Here is a 17,039-nt window from a genome sequence, read left to right on the forward strand (position 1 = left end):
CGGCATCGCCGTCCTGCGCTCCGGTCACTGGACCGGATGGCGCCGTCTCGTGCCACTGGGCATCGGCGTCTACGCTTCATGATCCCCTTCGCGGCGACCAGCCCGGAACCGCCGGTGCTCACAATCGCCGGCTGGGGCGTCCTTTGGGCACTGCTCGGCCTCGCACTGCGCAACGAGACCGACTAAGAAGAGTTCAGGTAAGGCCGTTGGTCAAAAGAGCCATCGGTCCAGCACCGCGGGCCAGAAGTGAGTCCGGTGGTCGCCATCTCCAAAGGCGGGCGGGTCGAGAACCCTGATCTGTTCCAGCAGGTAGCCGCCTTTTGTGGTGCGGGAAGCCGCCAGGTCGCCACGTCGGATTCGGCGGCACGCACCACTCGTCCGGCACCGGCCCAGGAGGTAACCGCATCGAACGTGGGAGCCGCCGGGAGATCACCAGAAGGCACGCCGCTGAGTCTATTCAGGGACCTGTTCAGGCACCGCAGCCCTGCACAGCTGGGCTGGTATCAAAGTGAACCCGGGCCCCTACGACGGTCAGCCGCCCGGGGCGACGATTCCCTGCAGCTGGGCATATTGCACTGGGCGTCATTGCATATCCCGCAGCGCGAGAAGCGTGAGCGTGATGGCCAGAAGGCCAAGGCAGGAAATTACTGTCATAGCCGTCGTACCGAGTCGGCCGCCGTACCATGAAGGAGGCCAGGATCCTGAAGAGTTGACCAACAACCCGGTGAGTGGCGAGCAGTTCAGGTTCTCGGAATGCTGCTCAGCAAGTGATTCCTGAAGGCGGACGTGACGTAGCTGATAATGGGTGCCGTCTCTGCGTAGCACGCCGCGGGCGTGGGCATCCTCCAGGAAATACATCACCCGCCAGGGTAGCCTTCTCCACAACGCGAGCCAGCATCGAGCAATTGAGTAGGAGACCCAAGCCGAGCCGGACGTGACAACAGCGATGGCCGCAACCGCGACGGCAAACAAGACGAGAAATATGTAGGTACCAGAAAGAGCGTCGGAGAGATCGAACGGGTTTCCCTGATCAACCACGTGAAGCGCCACAAAAACAAATGCCATGCACAGTGCCGCCGACGTACCTACCGCAGCGCCTACGGCCAGGGTGATACGGCGATCCGCACAAAGCACGGACCGTGGGTGCAGCGGCTGATCCCGGTCCACCGGAGTCCGCAGCCACCGGCTGAGCGTTACCGGTATCGCCATTCCAAGGGTGATGGAAATGAAACTTATCATTGCGAGGTTCTCGGCACCGGGCTCGCTTCCGTAGAACAACCGTACGACCATGCCGACTGCCAGGCCGGCGAGCAGCCCGAAGAAGAGGCCCTCAGCAAGGGGCTTGCCGAGCCTGTTCAGACGGACGGAGAACTGGCGCGGCCCGCCGTCCTGTCCCAACGTCATGGCACCTACAGTGAGGCTGAGCACACCGGCGAACGCCGCGGATATGAGCAGAGAATGAAGAAACTCTTCCACGCTCCATAGGTCGATAGGTGACGGCACGGTCGCGGCAGCGAAAGGAGCAGTGGCGATAAGGGTGCCGAATGCATCGCGGACGGCCTGAAGCGGCAGGCCTCCGATACGTCGGGCGTCCACCACATCGGGCTGTGCGTATGCGGCGCGCACAGCACTGAGCCCGACGACCACGACAATGCCCGGCGACAGTTCGATCAAGAGTCCCAGGGGCCCCGCCAAGACGAGCCAACTCAGCAGCCCAAGGACCCCGCTGATAAGCCCCAGGACGGTTATTGGAATGGTCCGTCCAAGATGCCACCAGGCGAAGCTGGTGCAGGTCAGCCGGTGCTCGAGGAGATGCGTGAGCGTACCCAGCCACGTTTCCACCGCCTTGAGCCGGTAGCGGGACGTTCGCCGGTAACATCCTGGCGGAGGCGGACGAGGCACGTAGACGGCCGCGACATATTGCGCGAGCAGATAGCGCTCGATTGTCTCCGCGTCCGGGAACCGATGCGCGTCACAGAGTTCCGCCGGGTCCCTTTCAGGAGAAGCGTAGACGGAGCGCGCAAGGCTGATCGCCAATGGCGTGGACATCGCCTTGGACACCGGATCCAGTGGACTGGTGCGCAACCGGTCGACCAAGCGTCCCCATCGCGCTCCGCCGTCGATGCTCATCGCGGTGAGAAAAGCGATCGCATTCTGTGCGGGGACTGGTTCGGTCTCAATGACGGCGGCGCGAGCGAGTGGGGTCGCCGTGGCGGTCACGGCGTCCTCGTACTCCCCACTACGGCAGGTCAAGACGATGCCATGACCGTCCGTGAGCGCGTTGTTGAGGGCGTCGAGCGCGGTCGGCACCAGTCCTGCCGACATTTCGTCCAGGCCGTCCAGGACAGGTAGGACCCTTCCAGACCTGACCAGCTCAATCGCTGCATCTCGACCATAGGCAAACTCGTCCATCAGCATCGGATAATCCTCGGCAATGCGCCGGCTCAGCCATGTATGGAGATGCTCCCGCGAAGGGTTCCAACTGGACATCGCGAGCACCACCGGTACAGGGTCGCCTGGTCCCAGCCGCTCAAGCCTCGCAAGGGTGTAAAGAACCGCGAGCACCGTCTTACCCGACCCCGGACTCCCAATGATCACTAGCTGGTGCGCCGGCAGCCGGTCCATCAGTTCGACGATCTGGGAGACGTCCCCCTGAAAGGCCAACCGCCGCGACCGGTCGTCCGACGACTCCTCGCCCATCACCACGCTCGCCGAAGCGGCCACCGGACGTCCCGTGCTCGACCACCGCACCCGGATCGGAGCGGGATACAGGCGACGCGTCGCCACCTCGTCGACCCACTGCTGCCGCACCAGCCTGGCCAGCCGTTCGGCGGCCCTGTCGAGAACCGCGGCATCGTCTCCGCCTCCCGCGGTATAGCGCTGCAGCAACAACGCGATCGCCGACACCACGAACGAGGCCACCGCCACGACCAGCCCAGCAGCTTTGATCAATTCGCCGACCGTGAAATGACCGCGCGCGGTGAGAAACAGCATCGGCACTAGAAGCCCGACGCCTACACAGCAGACGGCGATGAGACAAAGCCGAGTAGATCGCGTAATTCGTCCCGCCGGTCCCACTCCGCGAATGTAACGCCTCGGCCCGCGTCCGTGCCCTGACTATTGGCGAGAACAACGCACATAAATCCGTCAAGCTACACCTTCGCGACATGAGTCGATCTTCACCCGCGGCGTGCCGGCGAAGGACGTCAACAAAATTCGGTCGGTGTCACCGATGACCGCAAGATCACCGGGGTCAGGGAGAAGACGATCGAGGCGGTCTCCCAGCACTGCCACCACGTTCTCGAGCCTCCATGGGTGCCCGAGGTGCTCCCGGTCCCGATGGACGACGGCTCCGGCCACCCGGCAGCACCTCGCCGCCCTGTTCGCTGAACAGGACACGCTCGCACAGGCCGACCCGTAGGTCATCCAAGCTCCGAAACAACCGAACAGCAGCGATCGCGTGGACTTGATCGTCCGCTCCGGCCTCAATATCGACATTGATCGCCGGGCCGCTTGGCGTCCGTTGCGAGAACAGCACGTCGCCGAACTCGCCAACGCACTCAATCAGTCCCCGCTTGTCGAGGCGCTCACCGGCTTGACTCTGCCTGACGAAGGCCTCGCTGCCCGGCCGTTTCATCAGCGGGGTTTGAATGGGTTACGCGTCATTACGCTGTTGTGGCAGGCGCTCCGGCAGGGTTGGACGCCTTACGATCGGGCCCCGGTCTAGGCATTGCTCTCGGCGAAAGGGCCGGCGGCTATGGGCAGGCTCTGCGCGTGAAGGCAAGTGCAAGCCCCCTCTCGCCATTGGCCCACCAAACTGGCCCGAGGCTGCCGCCGCCGGGCGGTGAGCCGGCCGTCGAGTGGCGGATGAGCGTGCCCGATCTCAGGGCATTGGAGGCCGGTCTTCTCGGCATGGAGAAACTTCTGGCCGCCCGCTGAGGCACCTGTCAGTCGTGGGTTAGGGAGAAGCCCAGGATTACTGCGGCGGATACCACGACGTGGCCGGGGGCCAGATCCTGGTCTGAGGCGGCGCCGCCTGAGCTGTGGCTGCGATACCGCTCGAATCCGGCCTGTTCGGGGTCGACGTCGTCGATGTGGACGACGGCTCCCAGCCGGACGCCCGCGGCCTCGGCGTACAGCTCGGCTTTGCGACGGGCGGCGCCGACTGCCTTCTGGCGAGCCTCGGCTCGCAGGTCGCCCTTGCCGGTGACGTCGAAGTCGACCCCCTCGATCTCGTTGGCGCCTGCGGCGACCAAATCGACGAGCAGGGATTGGACGTCGTCCAGATTCCCAGACTCGACGGCGAATGAGGCCTGGCACTCGTACCCGAGGAACTTGCGCTTCGATCCGCCGAAGCTCCACGAACTTTTCAGGCCGAGCCGTGAACGCTGGACGGCCGCGTCCGATATCCCGTGCTGCCGAAGCGTCTGCCGCACCGCCTGGACGGCGTCGCTGGCCGCGGCGAACGCCTGCGAGGGCGTCTGCTCGACCCGGATCACCTTGAACCTGGCCCGCACCAGGTCGGGCATCGCCTTCACGCTTGACGCGCCATAGGCGGCCACGCCCCACGGCTTTTCGATCATCTGCATGCCGAGCATTCAAACCGATTTCGTGCCCGTGGTCGAAAGGTTTGTGCCGCAGCGCCCCCTGGCGGCATCTTTTCGCTCGTTCCCTGGTGTCTGAGCGGCGGCGATTCCTTTTCTGGGCGTCGGTGGTCTGCATTGTCGGAGGGGAAGGAGGACGTGGTCATGCCGAGTGAGCAGTCCGAAGCGGTCAAGAGGCATTGGGCGGCGGCGCGCCGGGGCGACTGGCAGGACGCCGAGGTCGCCGACGACGCGTGGGGCGGTCTGACGGCCGAACCGCGCCAGGTCGACTACATCGAGACCGACGCGGGCGGCCGGCCCGCGATGTGGGCGGTGCCGAAGGGGAGCAGCGAGCGGCACGTGCTGCTGTGCATGCATGGCGGCGGGTTCGTGGGCGGCTCGATGTACTCGCATCGCAAACTGTTCGGCCATCTCGCCAAGGCGACCGGGGCGCGGGCGTTGATCTTCGATTACCGGCTCGTGCCGGGGCACGTCCATCCGGCGCAGGTCGATGACGCCACCGCCGTCTACCGGTGGCTCCTCGACCAGGGGATCGGCGCCGGGCAGGTCGCGTTCGCCGGTGACTCCAGCGGCGGCGGGCTGTCGATCACCACGCAGTTGCGGGCCAGGGAGCAGGGGCTGCCGCTGCCTGCCGCCGCGCTGCCGTTCTCGCCCTGGGTGGACATGGAGGCCGTCGGCGAGTCGTACGAGACCAACCGGCAGAAGGACGCCTTCTTCACCGCGGACGTCGTGCGCGGGCTGGCGAGCGCGTTTCTGGGGGAGGGCGGCGATCCTCGTGATCCGATGGCGAACCCGCTGTACGCCGATCTGACCGGGCTGGGACCGATCTACATCCAGGCCGCCGGGGACGAGGTGCTGCTGGACGACGCCCGGAGCCTGGACGAGCACGCCCGCAAGGCCGGAGTCGACGTCCGGCTCGACGTCTTCCCCGGCATGCAGCACACCTTCCAGATGGCGGCCGGACGAGCGCCGGAGGCGGACGACGCGATCCGCCGCATGGCCGACTGGGTACGTCCAAGGCTTGACCTGTGATCGACGAGGAGGGCGCGGTGCCCGAGGCCGGAGAGTTCGCCCAGCGCGCCGAGCCGTTCAGGCGCGAGCTGCTGGCGCACTGCTATCGGCTGCTCGGGTCGGCGGACGAGGCCGAGGACGTCGTCCAGGAGACCTATCTGCGGGCGTGGCGCTCCTACGGCACGTTCGAGGGACGGTCGTCGCTGCGGGTCTGGCTGTACCGGATCGCCACCAACGCCTGCCTGACCGCGTTGAAGAACCGCGGTCGGCGGGCGTTGCCGTCCGGTCTGGGCGGTCCCGCCGACGACCTGGATGTCCCAGTCGGAGCCGAGGAGGCCGATGTGGCGTGGCTGCAGCCGATCGCGGACGCCCCGGAGTCGCAGGACCCGGCGGCCATCGTCGCCTCTCGTGAGGGGCTGCGGCTGGCGCTGATCGCCAGCCTGCAGTATCTGCCCGCGCGGCAGCGGGCGGTGTTCATCCTGCGCGAGGTCCTCGCGTTCCCGGCCGCCGAGGTCGCGGACATGCTCGGCACCACCGTCGCGGCGGTCAAGAGCACGTTGCAGCGGGCCCGTGCCCGCCTCGACGAGGTGGACCCGGAACGGGGGCGGATCAGCGAACCCACCGAGCCGCGCACGCGGGAGTTGCTCGGCCAGTACATCGCCGGTTTCGAGAACGCCGACACGGCGGCGCTGGAGCGAGCGCTGCGCACGGACGCGGCGATCGAGCTGGTCGGCACCCGCACCTGGTTCTCGGGACGCGCGACCTGCCTGCGCTTCCTCGCCCGGGTGATCGGTTCGCCGGGGGACTGGCGGATGATCCCGACCGTCGCCAACGGGCAGCCCGCCGCGGCCGCCTACCGGCGCGACGACGACGGCGTGTACCGCGCGTTCGGGCTCGGCGTCCTCGACGTGACGGACGAGGGCATCGCGCGCATCGTCGTGTTCGGCGGCGGTCCGGACCTGGTCGGCAGGTTCGGCCTTCCGCCCGCGAACCCGTGCCCTTGATGCGCGGGTTGCTGAAGGCGTCTATGGCTTGCGGACGATGCCGCCGTACTCGCGGAAGTCCCGGTTGAGTTTGGACGCGCCCAGGAAGTGCTCGACCTCGACGGGGGCGGGGGCCAGCGGCGGCTGGTCGGGGTCGGGGCGCCAGTCGCTGACGTCGACCAGGCCGGGGGCGACGGGGACGAGGCCGTCCAAGAGGGCGTCGACCTCGGCGCGGGAGCGGGTCTGCCAGGGGATTCCGGCGCCGGTCATGCGGGCTTGCAGGTCGGCGCCGCGGGCGGTGTTCTCGGTGACGGCCTGGGAGAACGCCAGGTGGCTGCCGGGGGCGGCGCGGTCGAGGATGGTGCGCAGGACGCGGCGGGGATCGTCGGCGTCGGGCAGGTGGTGGCCGACGGAGAGGAACAGGACCGCCACCGGCTCGCTGAAGTCGATGAGGCGGCGCGTGTCGTCGTGGTTCAGGATCGTGTCCTGGTCGCGCATGTCGGCGGTGATGACGGTCGTGGAGCCGTCTCCGGCCAGCAGGGCGCGGGCGTGGATCAGGACGATGGGATCGATGTCGACGTAGACGACGCGGGCGTCCGGGGCGAACTGCTGCGCGACCTGGTGGACGTTGTCGTCCGTCGGCAGGCCGCAGCCCATGTCGATGAACTGCCGGATTCCCGCGTCCCGGACGAGATGGCGGACGGCGCGGTAGAGGAACAGGCGGTTCGCCCTGGTGATGTCCAGGCCCTCGGGGAAGTCGGGCAGGTGGGCCAGGGCGAACTGCCGGTCGATCTCGTAGTTGTCCTTGCCGCCGAGATACCAGCCGTAGACGCGGGCGGAGGTCGGGATGTCGTCCGGGATTTCGTCGTAGGTCGTCACGCTGCGCTCCCGTACGGAGAAGTCCTCTTGTCGGGGGCCACCGTAACCGCGCGTCCGGCGGGCGGGGGCGCTGTGTCCAAGATCGGCCGCCGGGTCGAGCCGGTGCGGGTGTCCGAACGGTCAGTGCGGGATGCGGGCGAGGGTCGGCAACGGGACGAGGCCGTACTGGTAGTAGTCCACCGTGTCCGCGCCGGACGTGCGGGCCATCTTGACCTTGGCCGCCAGATGCTCGGCCGACTCCGTGTCCGGGAGGCCGGGACGCAGGACGGCTCGGAGCGTCGTCTGTGCGCCCAGCGCGGTTCGGTAGGCGGCGACGTCCTCGGCTATGCGGGCCTCGTCGTGCGCGTAGCAAAGAATGGCGTAGGACGGGACGACCTCGCTCACGGCCTGTGGATCCACACCGATCTGCCAGGCGGAATCGGCGGCCGGGGCGCCGGTGGGACGTCCGTCGGCGTAGCCCTTCACGGCGCCGGTCAGGTCGAGGAACGTCAGGCGGGAGCCTTCGTCCGCCACGGCTTCGGCGGCCTCGGCGGCCAGCGACGTGACGATCGGGGTGCGGGCTCGGGCGTAGTCCTCAAGGACGGCGGGAAGCGTTTCGGTGGGCGGCCCGCCGTCGAGAACGGAGGCCGCCAGGCGGGACGCGGCATCCCTCGCCTTTTCGGCAGAGGGAATGCGGGCCTGGCAGTGCGGGCAGAAGCACAGGCCCAACGCGAATTCGGCGGCCGGGCCGAGATCGACGAATGAGCGTTCGTGGTGGTAGCCGTGCCCGAACGTCCCGAAATGGAGCGACTCGGTGACGACCGAGTCCATTCCCTGGCGGGCGATGGCGCGGCCGAGCGCGACGGCATAGGCGCGGACGTCCGGGTTGGACGGGCACAGGTCGGCGGGCGCGGCACGGTCGCCGAAGCAGTTCTCCTGGGTGACGTCCGGAAAGGCTAGGCCGAGGGTGGTGTTGTGGAGGAACACGCCCCAGCCGTGCAGCGGAACGTCCAGCTCACGGGTCTGTTCGCGGAGGGCGCGCAGAGGTTCCCTTTCGGCGTTCCGCTGGACGGGCGGGACGAGGCGGAGCCCGTCGAACAGGTCGCCGGGAGGGAAATGGATTCCGTCGTGGCGCAGAGTCACGCGGGTGCGTCCGTGGGGAGTCACGTCGCGCGCGCGGTGGTAGGCGGCGCCGACGGTAATGGACGAGACGCCGTGGGAGAGGATCTGCGCGGCGTCCACGCCGCCGTGCAGATCCTCCACCAGGACGTAGAGCGACGAGTCCATCAGCTCCTCTTGTAAGCCACGAAATCGATTTCAACGAGGATGTTCATCAGGTCGGAGCCGACCGTGGTCCGCACCGGGTACGGCTCGTTGAAATGCGCCCGGTACACCTCGTCATAGGCGGGGAAGTCGCGGTGCAGATCCTGGAGGTGGACGGTCGACTTCACGACGTCGTCCAGGCCCAGGCCGTGCTCGGCGAGGATCGCGGACAGGTTGGTCAGCACCTGCCGGGTCTGCTCGGCGACGTCCGCGCCCACGACCTCGCCCGTCTTCGGGTCGATCGGGCCCATGCCGGACGTGTAGACGAAGTCGCCGGCCACCAGGCCTTGCGAATACGTCCCGAGCGGCGCGGGCGCGGCCGAGCTCCGGAGTTCACGCTTGCTCATATCTGTCTCCTTAACGGGTGACGGTGTCTTCGGCAGATTTCAGCAGATCAAGGTCCGCGCGGCTGGGGAGGCCCTCCCAGTCGCCGCGGACGGTCACGGCGTACGCGCCGGCGGCCGTGGCCGTGTCGAGGCGCTCGGCGACCGGGCGTCCCCGGACGAACTCGGCGAGGTATCCGGCGGCGAACGCGTCGCCCGCGCCGACCGGGTCGATGACCGGGACGCTGTGCGCGGGCTGGACGTGCAGGCGGCCCTCGCACAGCGCGACGGCGCCCGCCGCGCCCCGCTTGATCAGGACGTCCCGGGGGCCGAGGGCGGCCAGGGACGCGGCGAGCCCGGCCAGGTCGTCGGGGGAGGACGCCGGACGGGCCCCGTCGGCGGGCACGACCAGCCGGGCCTCCTCCTCCGTCGCGAAGACGAGGTCGGCGCGTTTGGCGAGGTTCCGCAGGCACTCGCCCGCCTCGGCGGGCGTCCACAGGGCCTGCCGGTAGTTGAGGTCGAGCGAGACGGGGACGCCCGCGTCCCGCGCGGTCTCGACGGCGTCGTCGAGGGCCTGCCGGGCGGTGCCGCTGATCGCCGCGGTGATCCCGGTGACGTGCAGCACGCGCGCCGAGCGGATCAGATCGTGGGGGACGTCGGACGGGCGCAGCCGCGAGCCGGCGCTGCCCGTCCGGTAGTACTGGACGCGGGTGAGCGTCCCCGACCGGCGCTCCTTGAACAGCAGCGCGGTCGGCGCGGACCGGTCCACAACGGTATGCCCCAGCTGGACGCCCTCGCCCGCCAGGACGGTCGTGATCAGGCGGCCGAACTCGTCGTCGCCGACGCGGCCGAACCAGGCGGCCGTCCCGCCGAGGCGGCGCAGCCCGATCGCCGTGTTCGACTCGGCGCCGCCGACGCCGAGGTCGAGGGTGCGGGCATGCCGCATCGGCCCGACGACGGGGTTCTCCAGCCGCGCCATCGTCTCCCCGAAGGTGACGAGGTCGAGGCCCGGCTCAGGCTCCGGGCGGCGCCCTCGGGAGGACGCCCCCGAATCTTCCGACGACGAGCCGTCCGACGATCCCCGCGACCCGTCCCCCGCCGACCGGCGTTCCGCCGCGGTCATCGGGCGGCCTCCACGGCGGCGAGGAGCCGTCCGGCCCGGTCCGCCAGCTCCGTCAGGGAGCCGCCGTCGAGGGCGTCGCCGACGAGGGAGCCGCCCGCGCCGACCGCGACCGCGCCCGCCGCGATGTAGCCGGCGGCCGTGTCGGGGCCGATCCCGCCCGTCGGCAGCAGCGGGATGTCGCGGAACGGCTCGGCGAGGTCGCGCAGGTAGCGCGGGCCGAGCGCGTTCGCCGGGAACACCTTGACGGCGGTGGCGCCGAGCTCCCAGGCGCGGGCGACCTCGCCGGGGGTCAGCGCGCCGGGAAAGTAGGCGACGCCGCGATCGCCCGCGGTCTCGGCGACCTCCGCGCTGGTGTCGGGCGCGACGAGGAAGGACGCCCCGGCGTCGGCCGCCGCGGACGCGTCCGCGGCGGTGCGCACCGTCCCGGCGCCGAGCTCGACGTCCCCGGGCAGCCGGTCCCGCGCCGCGCGCAGCTCGGCGAGCGCGCCCGGCGTGTTCAGGGTGATCTCCAGGCAGCGGACGCCGGCGTCGGCGAGGGTGTCCAGGACGTCGGCGACGCGGCCGGCGCGGGCGCCGCGCACGACCGCGACGACTCCGGTCGACGTCAGCGCGCAGCCCGGCGCCAAGCGGGGGATCATGATGGTCCTCTCAAGTCCGTGTCGGGTGGGACGTGTCGGAAGGGCCGTTTCAGAAATAGGTGCGGATCAGGTCGGTCACCGTCTCGTCGTCGTCGACGACGGGGATGACCTGCCATTTGTCGAAGGCCGTGCAGGGGTGGGAGATGCCGAAGCACAGCAGGTCCCCCGGGCGCGGCGGGGGGCCGTCGACCGTCACGTAGGCGTGGTGGTCGTTGGTGTCGGTGACGCGCAGCCCGCCCGCCGGGTGGACGGTCCCGTCCCGCCGCCGGAGCCGCAGCGGGACGGGCAGCCCGGCGTCGTACGGCGCCTCCCGCTTGCCCATCCCGACGATCGCGAGGCCGGGCTCCGGGACGGACGTGACCTGCGCCCAGATCTCCAGCGCGGCGTCCAGCGAGCCCGGGATGCGGGTGAACGGCGTCCGCTGCGTGTAGATGCCGTCGTCGTGGGACACGTAGGCGCCGCTGCGCAGGATGACGGTCAGCTCGTGCCCCGGCAGCCACGCCCCGGACAGCTGCTCGGCGACCTGGTCGAAGTAGGCGCTGCCGCCCGCGGTGACGATGACGTCGCGGGGGAGCAGCCCGGCCTTGGACAGCTCGGCGGTGGCGTCGCGGAGCAGGCCGAGGTAGGCGCCGGCGGCGGGGACGTCCGGCAGCCCGCCCTCGTATCCGGCGACCCCGGCGAGCTCGGTGCCGGGCGCGGCGGTCACGGCGCGGGCGACCGAGGTCAGCTCCTCGACGGTGCGGCAGCCCGTCCGCCCGCCCCGGTGGCCGAGCTCGACGAGCACCTGGAACGGACGGTCCCCGGCCGCCGCGGAGATCGCGGCGACGCCCTCGACGGAGTCGGCGTACAGCAGGAACTCCAGGCCGCGGCCGATCTCGCCGCCGAGCCAGCGCAGCGCGGTCGGGTCGAGCAGCTCGTTGGCCAGCAGGATCCGGGGGACGCCGAACGTCCGGTAGGCGAGGACCTGGTTCGCGGTCGCGGCCGTGATGCCCCAGGCGCCCGCGTCGAGCTGCGCCTGGAACAGCGTCGGGGCCATCGACGTCTTGCCGTGCGGCGCGAACGCGAGGTCGTGCGCGGCGCAGAACGACGCCAGCGCGGCGATGTTGTGCTTCAGCGCCGACTCCCGCGCGACCATCACCGGCCAGGTGAAGGGGCCGCCGAACAGCTGGTGGCGGGCGGCGGCGAACTCCTCGAACGCGACGGGCGCGCCCGGCTGCAAGAAACCCTTGGTCCGCCAGTCGACGTACTCGGCGGGGATGGTCAGGCTGGTCACGGCAGATTCCCTCCTCCATGGTTCTCGGTACCGCGATCGGCTCGGCTTTCAGCTCTGCTGTCGGAACGGCTCTCCAAACGACTCTCGGAACGACTCTCCGACCGGCTCTCGGAGCGAAGTTCGGAGCGGATCTCCAGGCGGCTCGCGCGGCGGCGGGGGCGGGGGCGGGACGAGCCGAGCACGCGGGAGATGTCCAGGCCCGTCCGCTCCACCATCGGGCCCACCTCCCTGACCCGCGCTGGCGTCATCCGGGACGTCAGCCCGGACACGCTCAGCGCCCCCACCGCCCGGTCGGTGTGGTCGAAGATCGGCGCGGCGACGCAGCGGACCTCGGGCTCGTTCTCCCGGTCGTCCACGGCGTACCCGGACAGCCGGACCCGTTCCAGCTCGGCGGCCAGCCGGGCCGGGTCGGTGATCGTCCGCTCGGTGCGCGGCGTGAGGCCCGCGTCGACGACGTCCTGGACGTCGTCCTCCCCGAGCCAGGCGAGGATGGCCTTCCCGACGGCGGTGCGGTAGGCGGGCATCCGCATCCCGACCCTGGACGCCATCCGGACGTTGTGCTCGTTCTCCACCTTGTCGATGTAGACGACGTCCGGCGCGTCGTACACGACGAGGTGGCAGGTCTCGCCGACGACGTGCTGCAGCCGGCGCAGCGGGTCGGCGGCGACGGAGCGCATGTCCAGCGACGACAGGTACGCCTGGCCGAGCCGCAGCGCGCCGTGCCCGAGCCGGAACCAGCCCGTCTCGCGGTCGCGGGTGAGCAGGTCGCCGTCGATGAGCGGCGCGGCGAGCCGCAGCACGGTGCTCTTGCTGATGCCGAGGTCCTCGGCGATCCGGGTGAGGGACACGCCGCGGGCGTCGGCGTGGTCGCGGACGTGGTCGAGCACGGCGAGCGCGCGCCGCAGCGACGACGACTGGTTCCGCGCGGTCGGCTGCGCGGTCGGCTGCGCGGTCGGCTGCGCGGGCGGCTGCGCGGGCGTCTGCGCCTGCGGGGAAGCGGCCCGCGGGCCTTCGATGCCCATGTCGTGGCTCATGTCGTGCTCTCCGGAAGCAGTCCGCGGGTGAGGGCGTCGCGGGCGGACGCGAGGTGCCGTCCGCCGCGGGCCAGCGAGATCTCGTGGTGGCCGGGGAGCAGCATGTCGATCTCCAGCGCGGCGAGGCGTTCCAAGCTGGCGGCGTACTCGGGGACCCGCGTGTCGTGCAGGTTCTGCAGGGAGATGCGTCCGCCGGTGAACACGCAGTCGCCGGAGAACAGCGCCCGCCCTTCTGGCGCGTCCAGGAGGTAGCAGGTGTGGCCGTCGGCATGGCCTGGCGTGGCGAGGGCCGTGAGGACGACCCCGCCGCCGAGGTCGATCCGTTCCCCGTCCGCGATGGGGCGCACCGCCCGGCATGCCGCGAAGGCGTAGTCCGCCGGATACACGCCGGACGCCTTCCCGCGATCGACGCTGAGCAGATCCTCCGCGCCGGACGCGATCCACTCGTCCGCCGGGGACCCGGCCCGGACGGCGAGTTCCGGCACCCGCTCGGCCAGTTCCGCGGCGCCGCCCGCGTGGTCGGCGTGCCCGTGCGTCAGCAGCAGGTGCCGCTCGCCTTCCGGCCCGGCCGCCGTCGTCATCCGCCGCGCGAGCAGCCCGGCGGACGGCCCGGCGCCCGCGTCGATCAGCGCCGCGCCGAGGGACCCCCGCACCAGGTAGACGTGGCAGTCCAGCGGACCGGTGAGGTCGAACCCGGCCGCGCCGCTGCCGACCAGGTCGATGTGCTGCGTCAGCCTCACCCGGGCCCCCCGTCGCTGCTCACCGAGCCGTCGCTGCTGATCGAGCGGACGGTCTGAACGATGAGGCGGGCGGCCAGGTCGACGTCGGCGAGGGCCACCGACTCGTCGGCCGAGTGCGCGTCCGTCACCGAGCCGGGGCCGAACACGACCGACGGGATCCCGGCACGTGCCAGCTTGCTGGCGTCGGTGCCGAACGGCATCCCGTGGACGGACGCGTCCAGTCCCGCCGCCGCGAGCGCCCCGCACAGCGCGGCCGGAACCGGGCTGGCGGCTGGGGTGTCGAGCGCGTAGTCGAGGGTGAACGGCTCGTCCACCTCGATGCGGCCGGGGATGAGGGCGGTCAGTTCCTCCCTGTCCTTGCGCCACACGTCGATGGGGTCCTCGCCGGGGAGGGTGCGGCGGTCGACGTCGATCTCGCAGCGGCCCGGGACGGTGTTCGGCCCCAGGCCGCCGCGCACGCGCGTGACGGTTCGGGTGGCCGCCCCAAGGAGAGCGTGCGGCGGGACGCCCGGCGAGGCGCGATCGAGGTGGTCGATGACGCGGGACATGAGGGTGACCGCGTTGACGGCCTCGTCCGGACGCGAGCTGTGCCCGGCCGTCCCCAGCGTCCGGACGGTGTAGCGCACGCAGCCCTTGTGCGCGACGGCGGCGGCCAGGCCGGTCGGCTCCCCCACGACCGCGCCCGCCACCTGCTCGCCGCCGGGGCCGTCCAGGTCGGAGATCAGGCCGAGGACGCCCTGGTAGGCGTGCTCCTCGTCCATCACCCCGGCGAGGACCACCCCGAACGGCGGCGGGTCCCCGGCCGCCGACGCGGCGGCGAGTTCGGCCGTGGCCAGCATGAACGCGGCCAGCGGTCCCTTCGCGTCGCACGCGCCGCGCCCGTACAGGCGGCCGTCCCGGATCGTCCCGGCGAACGGGTCGACGGACATCCCGCCGGTCTCCACCGTGTCGAGATGCGACTCCAGCAGGACGAAGCGCGGGTCGCGTCCGGGCACGGTCGCGACGACGTTGGGACGTCCCGGCAGGACCTCCCGCAGCTCGGCCCGCACGCCCCGCGCCGCCAGCCAGTTGCGGACGTACCCGGCGACCGCCGCCTCCCCCAGCCCGGGCCCGACGGGCCCGCCGCGCGGGTTGACGCTGGCGATGCCGACCAGATCCTTGAGCAGCTCCCCCGATGCCGTCATTACGACCGCCGTTCCCTCGCGTAGGCGAGCAGCAGCCCGATGATGAGCAGGCCCAGGACGATCTGCCGCACGCCTTCCGACATGTTCCACGACGCCAGCAGCGCGGTGAGCAGCGTCAGCAGCAGCGCCCCGGCGACCGTGCCGAGCACGTGCCCGCGTCCGCCCAGGATGGACGTCCCGCCGAGCACGACCGACGCGATCGACAGCAGCTGGTACGGGTTGCCCATGGTCAGCGAGCTGGTGGAGGTGAACCCGAGCAGCACCAGCCCGGCCACCCCGGCGAGCAGCGAGCACGTCCCGTAGGCGATGAACGCGGTCCGCGCGAGCGGCACTCCGGACGCCCGCGAGGCCCGCTCCCCGTTCCCGAGCGCGAACACGTACCGTCCGACCCGGGAGGCGTGCAGCAGCCAGGCGGCGACCGCGGTGATCCCGATCCACAGGACGAACGCGAGCGGCACCCCGAGAACGCGGTCGTTGGCGAGCGACCCCAGCAGCGCCACCTTCGCCGACTTCGGCGACCCGTCGGTGTAGACGAGCAGCGCCCCGGCGACGATCGTGCCGGTGGCCAGCGTCATCACCATCGGCGGCACCCGCAGCCAGGTCACCCCGGCCGCGTTGGCGAGCCCGACCAGGATGCTCGCGACGAGCGCCACGGCGATGCCCGCCGTCCCGCCCGACCCGGACGCGACCTGCGCGCACACCACCGCCGACAGCGCGACGACTCCCGACACCGACAGGTCGATGCCGCTCATCATGACCACGAGGGTCTGGCCGACGCCGACGATGCCGAGGAACGCGGCCGTCTGCACCAGGTACCGGAAGCTGGCGACGCTGTCGAAGCCCTTCGCGAACAGGATCGCGGCCAGCCACGTCACGACCAGCACCCCGAACGCCCACGCGGCACGGTTCTCCCGCAGTGTCTTCGGCAACGAGGCGGCGGTGCGCGGTAGCGCGGTCATCATTCCGTCCTCTCGCGGGTCGCGAACGTCTTCACGGCGATCGCCACGATGAGCACCGCCCCCTGCATGATCAGTTGGTAGAACGGCGACAGTCCGGTGAACAGCAGCAGGTTCGTCAGCAGCCCGATGAGCAGCGCGGCCAGCACGGTGGCGCGCATCTGCCCCACGCCGCCGAAGAAGCTGACCCCGGCGAGCACCGAGGCGGCTATGGAGTTCAACGTGTAAGGCGTCCCGATCGTCGCATCGCCGGACCCCGTCTGGATCGCGAGGCCGATTCCGGCGAGCCCGACGAACACCCCCGCCAGCGCATAGGCGCCGATCTTCACCGTCCGGGTGCCGATTCCGCTGGCGTACGCGCCGTGCTCGTTGCCGCCCACGGCGTACAGCGACAGGCCGAACCGCGTCGTCCGCACCGTTTTCCACAGCAGCAGGACGACCCCGACCACCACGAACGGCAGTGCGATCCCGTTCCAGCCGTTGTTGTACGCCTCGACCAGCCCGGCCGGAACGCTCCCACCCGGCTGCGGCAGCACCACCAGCGTGACGCCGCCCCACAGGAACGACGCCGCCAGCGTCACGATGATCGGCGGCAGCCCCGCGTACGCGACGAGCACTCCGTTCGCCGCGCCCGTCGCCACCGCCGCCGCCAGTGCCAGGACGGCGGCGACCACGACGCCGTCCTCCGCCCGGACGGCGAACACCGCCATCGCGAGCGCCAGCACGGCACCCAGCGACAGGTCGATCCCGCCCGCCAGCATCACCGTGCTCTGCCCCATCGCCGCCAGGATCAGCGGCAAGAACTGCGCCGACAGGATCGTGATCGAGGACGGGGTGAACAGCTCGGAGTCGTACTGGCTGTACACGGCCAGCAGGATGACCAGCAGCGCGCACAGGCCGGTGACGTCGAGGTTGCGGCGCAGGAACCCGCCGAACCGCCCGTTCCCGGCGCCGCGTCCAGGCGCCGCACGCCGTGTGGCCACGGACTG

Annotated in this window: 16 protein-coding genes; 3 read left to right on the forward strand and 13 right to left on the reverse strand. The window is 70.7% G+C overall.

Translation table 11 applies throughout. The features are described 5' to 3' along the window. Positions 1-582 precede the first annotated feature (582 nt). A complete protein-coding gene (locus ACH35V_RS15790; RefSeq protein WP_395973014.1) occupies positions 583-2,994 on the reverse strand; it encodes an NACHT domain-containing protein in 2,412 nt (803 codons plus the stop codon). A 466-nt stretch (positions 2,995-3,460) separates the two neighbouring features. On the opposite strand from ACH35V_RS15790, the gene ACH35V_RS15795 reads away from it, so the two are divergent. Continuing rightward, a complete protein-coding gene (locus ACH35V_RS15795; RefSeq protein WP_395973015.1) occupies positions 3,461-3,727 on the forward strand; it encodes a hypothetical protein in 267 nt (88 codons plus the stop codon). A gap of 220 nt (positions 3,728-3,947) precedes the next feature. Here the strand turns inward: ACH35V_RS15795 and ACH35V_RS15800 are convergent, their stop codons facing one another. Next, entirely contained in the window at positions 3,948-4,589 is a 642-nt protein-coding gene (locus tag ACH35V_RS15800; RefSeq protein WP_395973016.1) for an SIMPL domain-containing protein, read from the reverse strand. A gap of 159 nt (positions 4,590-4,748) precedes the next feature. Here ACH35V_RS15800 and ACH35V_RS15805 point away from each other — a divergent pair, with 159 nt between their 5' ends. Both ACH35V_RS15805 and ACH35V_RS15810 read left to right on the forward strand, forming a co-directional pair. Next, entirely contained in the window at positions 4,749-5,636 is an 888-nt protein-coding gene (locus ACH35V_RS15805; RefSeq protein ID WP_395973018.1) for an alpha/beta hydrolase, read from the forward strand. Further along, positions 5,633-6,619, forward strand: coding sequence for a sigma-70 family RNA polymerase sigma factor (locus tag ACH35V_RS15810; protein WP_395973020.1), 987 nt, complete (start codon positions 5,633-5,635; stop codon positions 6,617-6,619). The genes ACH35V_RS15805 and ACH35V_RS15810 overlap by 4 nt, the downstream gene beginning before the upstream one ends. A gap of 21 nt (positions 6,620-6,640) precedes the next feature. Here the strand turns inward: ACH35V_RS15810 and ACH35V_RS15815 are convergent, their stop codons facing one another. The 11 genes from ACH35V_RS15815 to ACH35V_RS15865 form a co-directional block, all read right to left on the reverse strand. Continuing rightward, on the reverse strand, positions 6,641-7,477 hold the full coding sequence (locus tag ACH35V_RS15815; protein WP_395973021.1) for an SAM-dependent methyltransferase: 837 nt from the start codon (positions 7,475-7,477) through the stop codon (positions 6,641-6,643). A gap of 120 nt (positions 7,478-7,597) precedes the next feature. Continuing rightward, positions 7,598-8,743: a hypothetical protein gene (locus ACH35V_RS15820; RefSeq protein ID WP_395973022.1), complete on the reverse strand. Its 1,146-nt coding sequence runs from the start codon at positions 8,741-8,743 to the stop codon at positions 7,598-7,600. After that, a complete protein-coding gene (locus tag ACH35V_RS15825) occupies positions 8,743-9,126 on the reverse strand; it encodes a RidA family protein (RefSeq protein WP_395973023.1) in 384 nt (127 codons plus the stop codon). Before ACH35V_RS15825 ends, ACH35V_RS15820 begins: the two co-directional genes overlap by 1 nt. 10 nt (positions 9,127-9,136) lie before the next feature. After that, entirely contained in the window at positions 9,137-10,225 is a 1,089-nt protein-coding gene (locus ACH35V_RS15830) for a sugar kinase (protein WP_395973025.1), read from the reverse strand. Then, positions 10,222-10,863, reverse strand: a complete 642-nt coding sequence (locus ACH35V_RS15835; protein WP_395973026.1) for a bifunctional 4-hydroxy-2-oxoglutarate aldolase/2-dehydro-3-deoxy-phosphogluconate aldolase — start codon at positions 10,861-10,863, stop codon at positions 10,222-10,224. Before ACH35V_RS15835 ends, ACH35V_RS15830 begins: the two co-directional genes overlap by 4 nt. Positions 10,864-10,912: 49 nt before the next feature. Next, positions 10,913-12,136 carry an alanine racemase gene (locus ACH35V_RS15840; protein WP_395973028.1) on the reverse strand — a complete coding sequence of 408 codons (1,224 nt, stop codon included), beginning with the start codon at positions 12,134-12,136 and terminating at the stop codon, positions 10,913-10,915. After that, on the reverse strand, positions 12,133-13,170 hold the full coding sequence (locus tag ACH35V_RS15845; RefSeq protein ID WP_395973030.1) for an IclR family transcriptional regulator C-terminal domain-containing protein: 1,038 nt from the start codon (positions 13,168-13,170) through the stop codon (positions 12,133-12,135). The genes ACH35V_RS15840 and ACH35V_RS15845 overlap by 4 nt, the downstream gene beginning before the upstream one ends. Beyond that, entirely contained in the window at positions 13,167-13,910 is a 744-nt protein-coding gene (locus ACH35V_RS15850; protein ID WP_395973031.1) for an MBL fold metallo-hydrolase, read from the reverse strand. The genes ACH35V_RS15845 and ACH35V_RS15850 overlap by 4 nt, the downstream gene beginning before the upstream one ends. Next, entirely contained in the window at positions 13,907-15,094 is a 1,188-nt protein-coding gene (locus ACH35V_RS15855; RefSeq protein ID WP_395973033.1) for a M20/M25/M40 family metallo-hydrolase, read from the reverse strand. The genes ACH35V_RS15850 and ACH35V_RS15855 overlap by 4 nt, the downstream gene beginning before the upstream one ends. Then, a complete protein-coding gene (locus ACH35V_RS15860) occupies positions 15,094-16,053 on the reverse strand; it encodes an ABC transporter permease (protein WP_395973035.1) in 960 nt (319 codons plus the stop codon). The genes ACH35V_RS15855 and ACH35V_RS15860 overlap by 1 nt, the downstream gene beginning before the upstream one ends. After that, positions 16,053-17,033, reverse strand: a complete 981-nt coding sequence (locus ACH35V_RS15865; RefSeq protein WP_395973036.1) for an ABC transporter permease — start codon at positions 17,031-17,033, stop codon at positions 16,053-16,055. Before ACH35V_RS15865 ends, ACH35V_RS15860 begins: the two co-directional genes overlap by 1 nt. Positions 17,034-17,039 lie beyond the last annotated feature (6 nt).

It is taken from the genome of Actinomadura sp. 1N219 (genome assembly GCF_044326405.1).
Lineage (GTDB): Bacteria > Actinomycetota > Actinomycetes > Streptosporangiales > Streptosporangiaceae > Spirillospora.

Coding starts and splice junctions, on each gene's coding strand:
- ACH35V_RS15790 (WP_395973014.1), bottom strand. CDS start 2,994: ATGCTGTTTCTCACCGCGCGCGGTCATTTCACGGTCGGCGAATTGATC.
- ACH35V_RS15800 (WP_395973016.1), bottom strand. CDS start 4,589: ATGCAGATGATCGAAAAGCCGTGGGGCGTGGCCGCCTATGGCGCGTCA.
- ACH35V_RS15805 (WP_395973018.1), top strand. CDS start 4,749: ATGCCGAGTGAGCAGTCCGAAGCGGTCAAGAGGCATTGGGCGGCGGCG.
- ACH35V_RS15820 (WP_395973022.1), bottom strand. CDS start 8,743: ATGGACTCGTCGCTCTACGTCCTGGTGGAGGATCTGCACGGCGGCGTG.
- ACH35V_RS15825 (WP_395973023.1), bottom strand. CDS start 9,126: ATGAGCAAGCGTGAACTCCGGAGCTCGGCCGCGCCCGCGCCGCTCGGG.
- ACH35V_RS15830 (WP_395973025.1), bottom strand. CDS start 10,225: ATGACCGCGGCGGAACGCCGGTCGGCGGGGGACGGGTCGCGGGGATCG.
- ACH35V_RS15835 (WP_395973026.1), bottom strand. CDS start 10,863: ATGATCCCCCGCTTGGCGCCGGGCTGCGCGCTGACGTCGACCGGAGTC.
- ACH35V_RS15845 (WP_395973030.1), bottom strand. CDS start 13,170: ATGAGCCACGACATGGGCATCGAAGGCCCGCGGGCCGCTTCCCCGCAG.
- ACH35V_RS15855 (WP_395973033.1), bottom strand. CDS start 15,094: ATGACGGCATCGGGGGAGCTGCTCAAGGATCTGGTCGGCATCGCCAGC.
- ACH35V_RS15860 (WP_395973035.1), bottom strand. CDS start 16,053: ATGACCGCGCTACCGCGCACCGCCGCCTCGTTGCCGAAGACACTGCGG.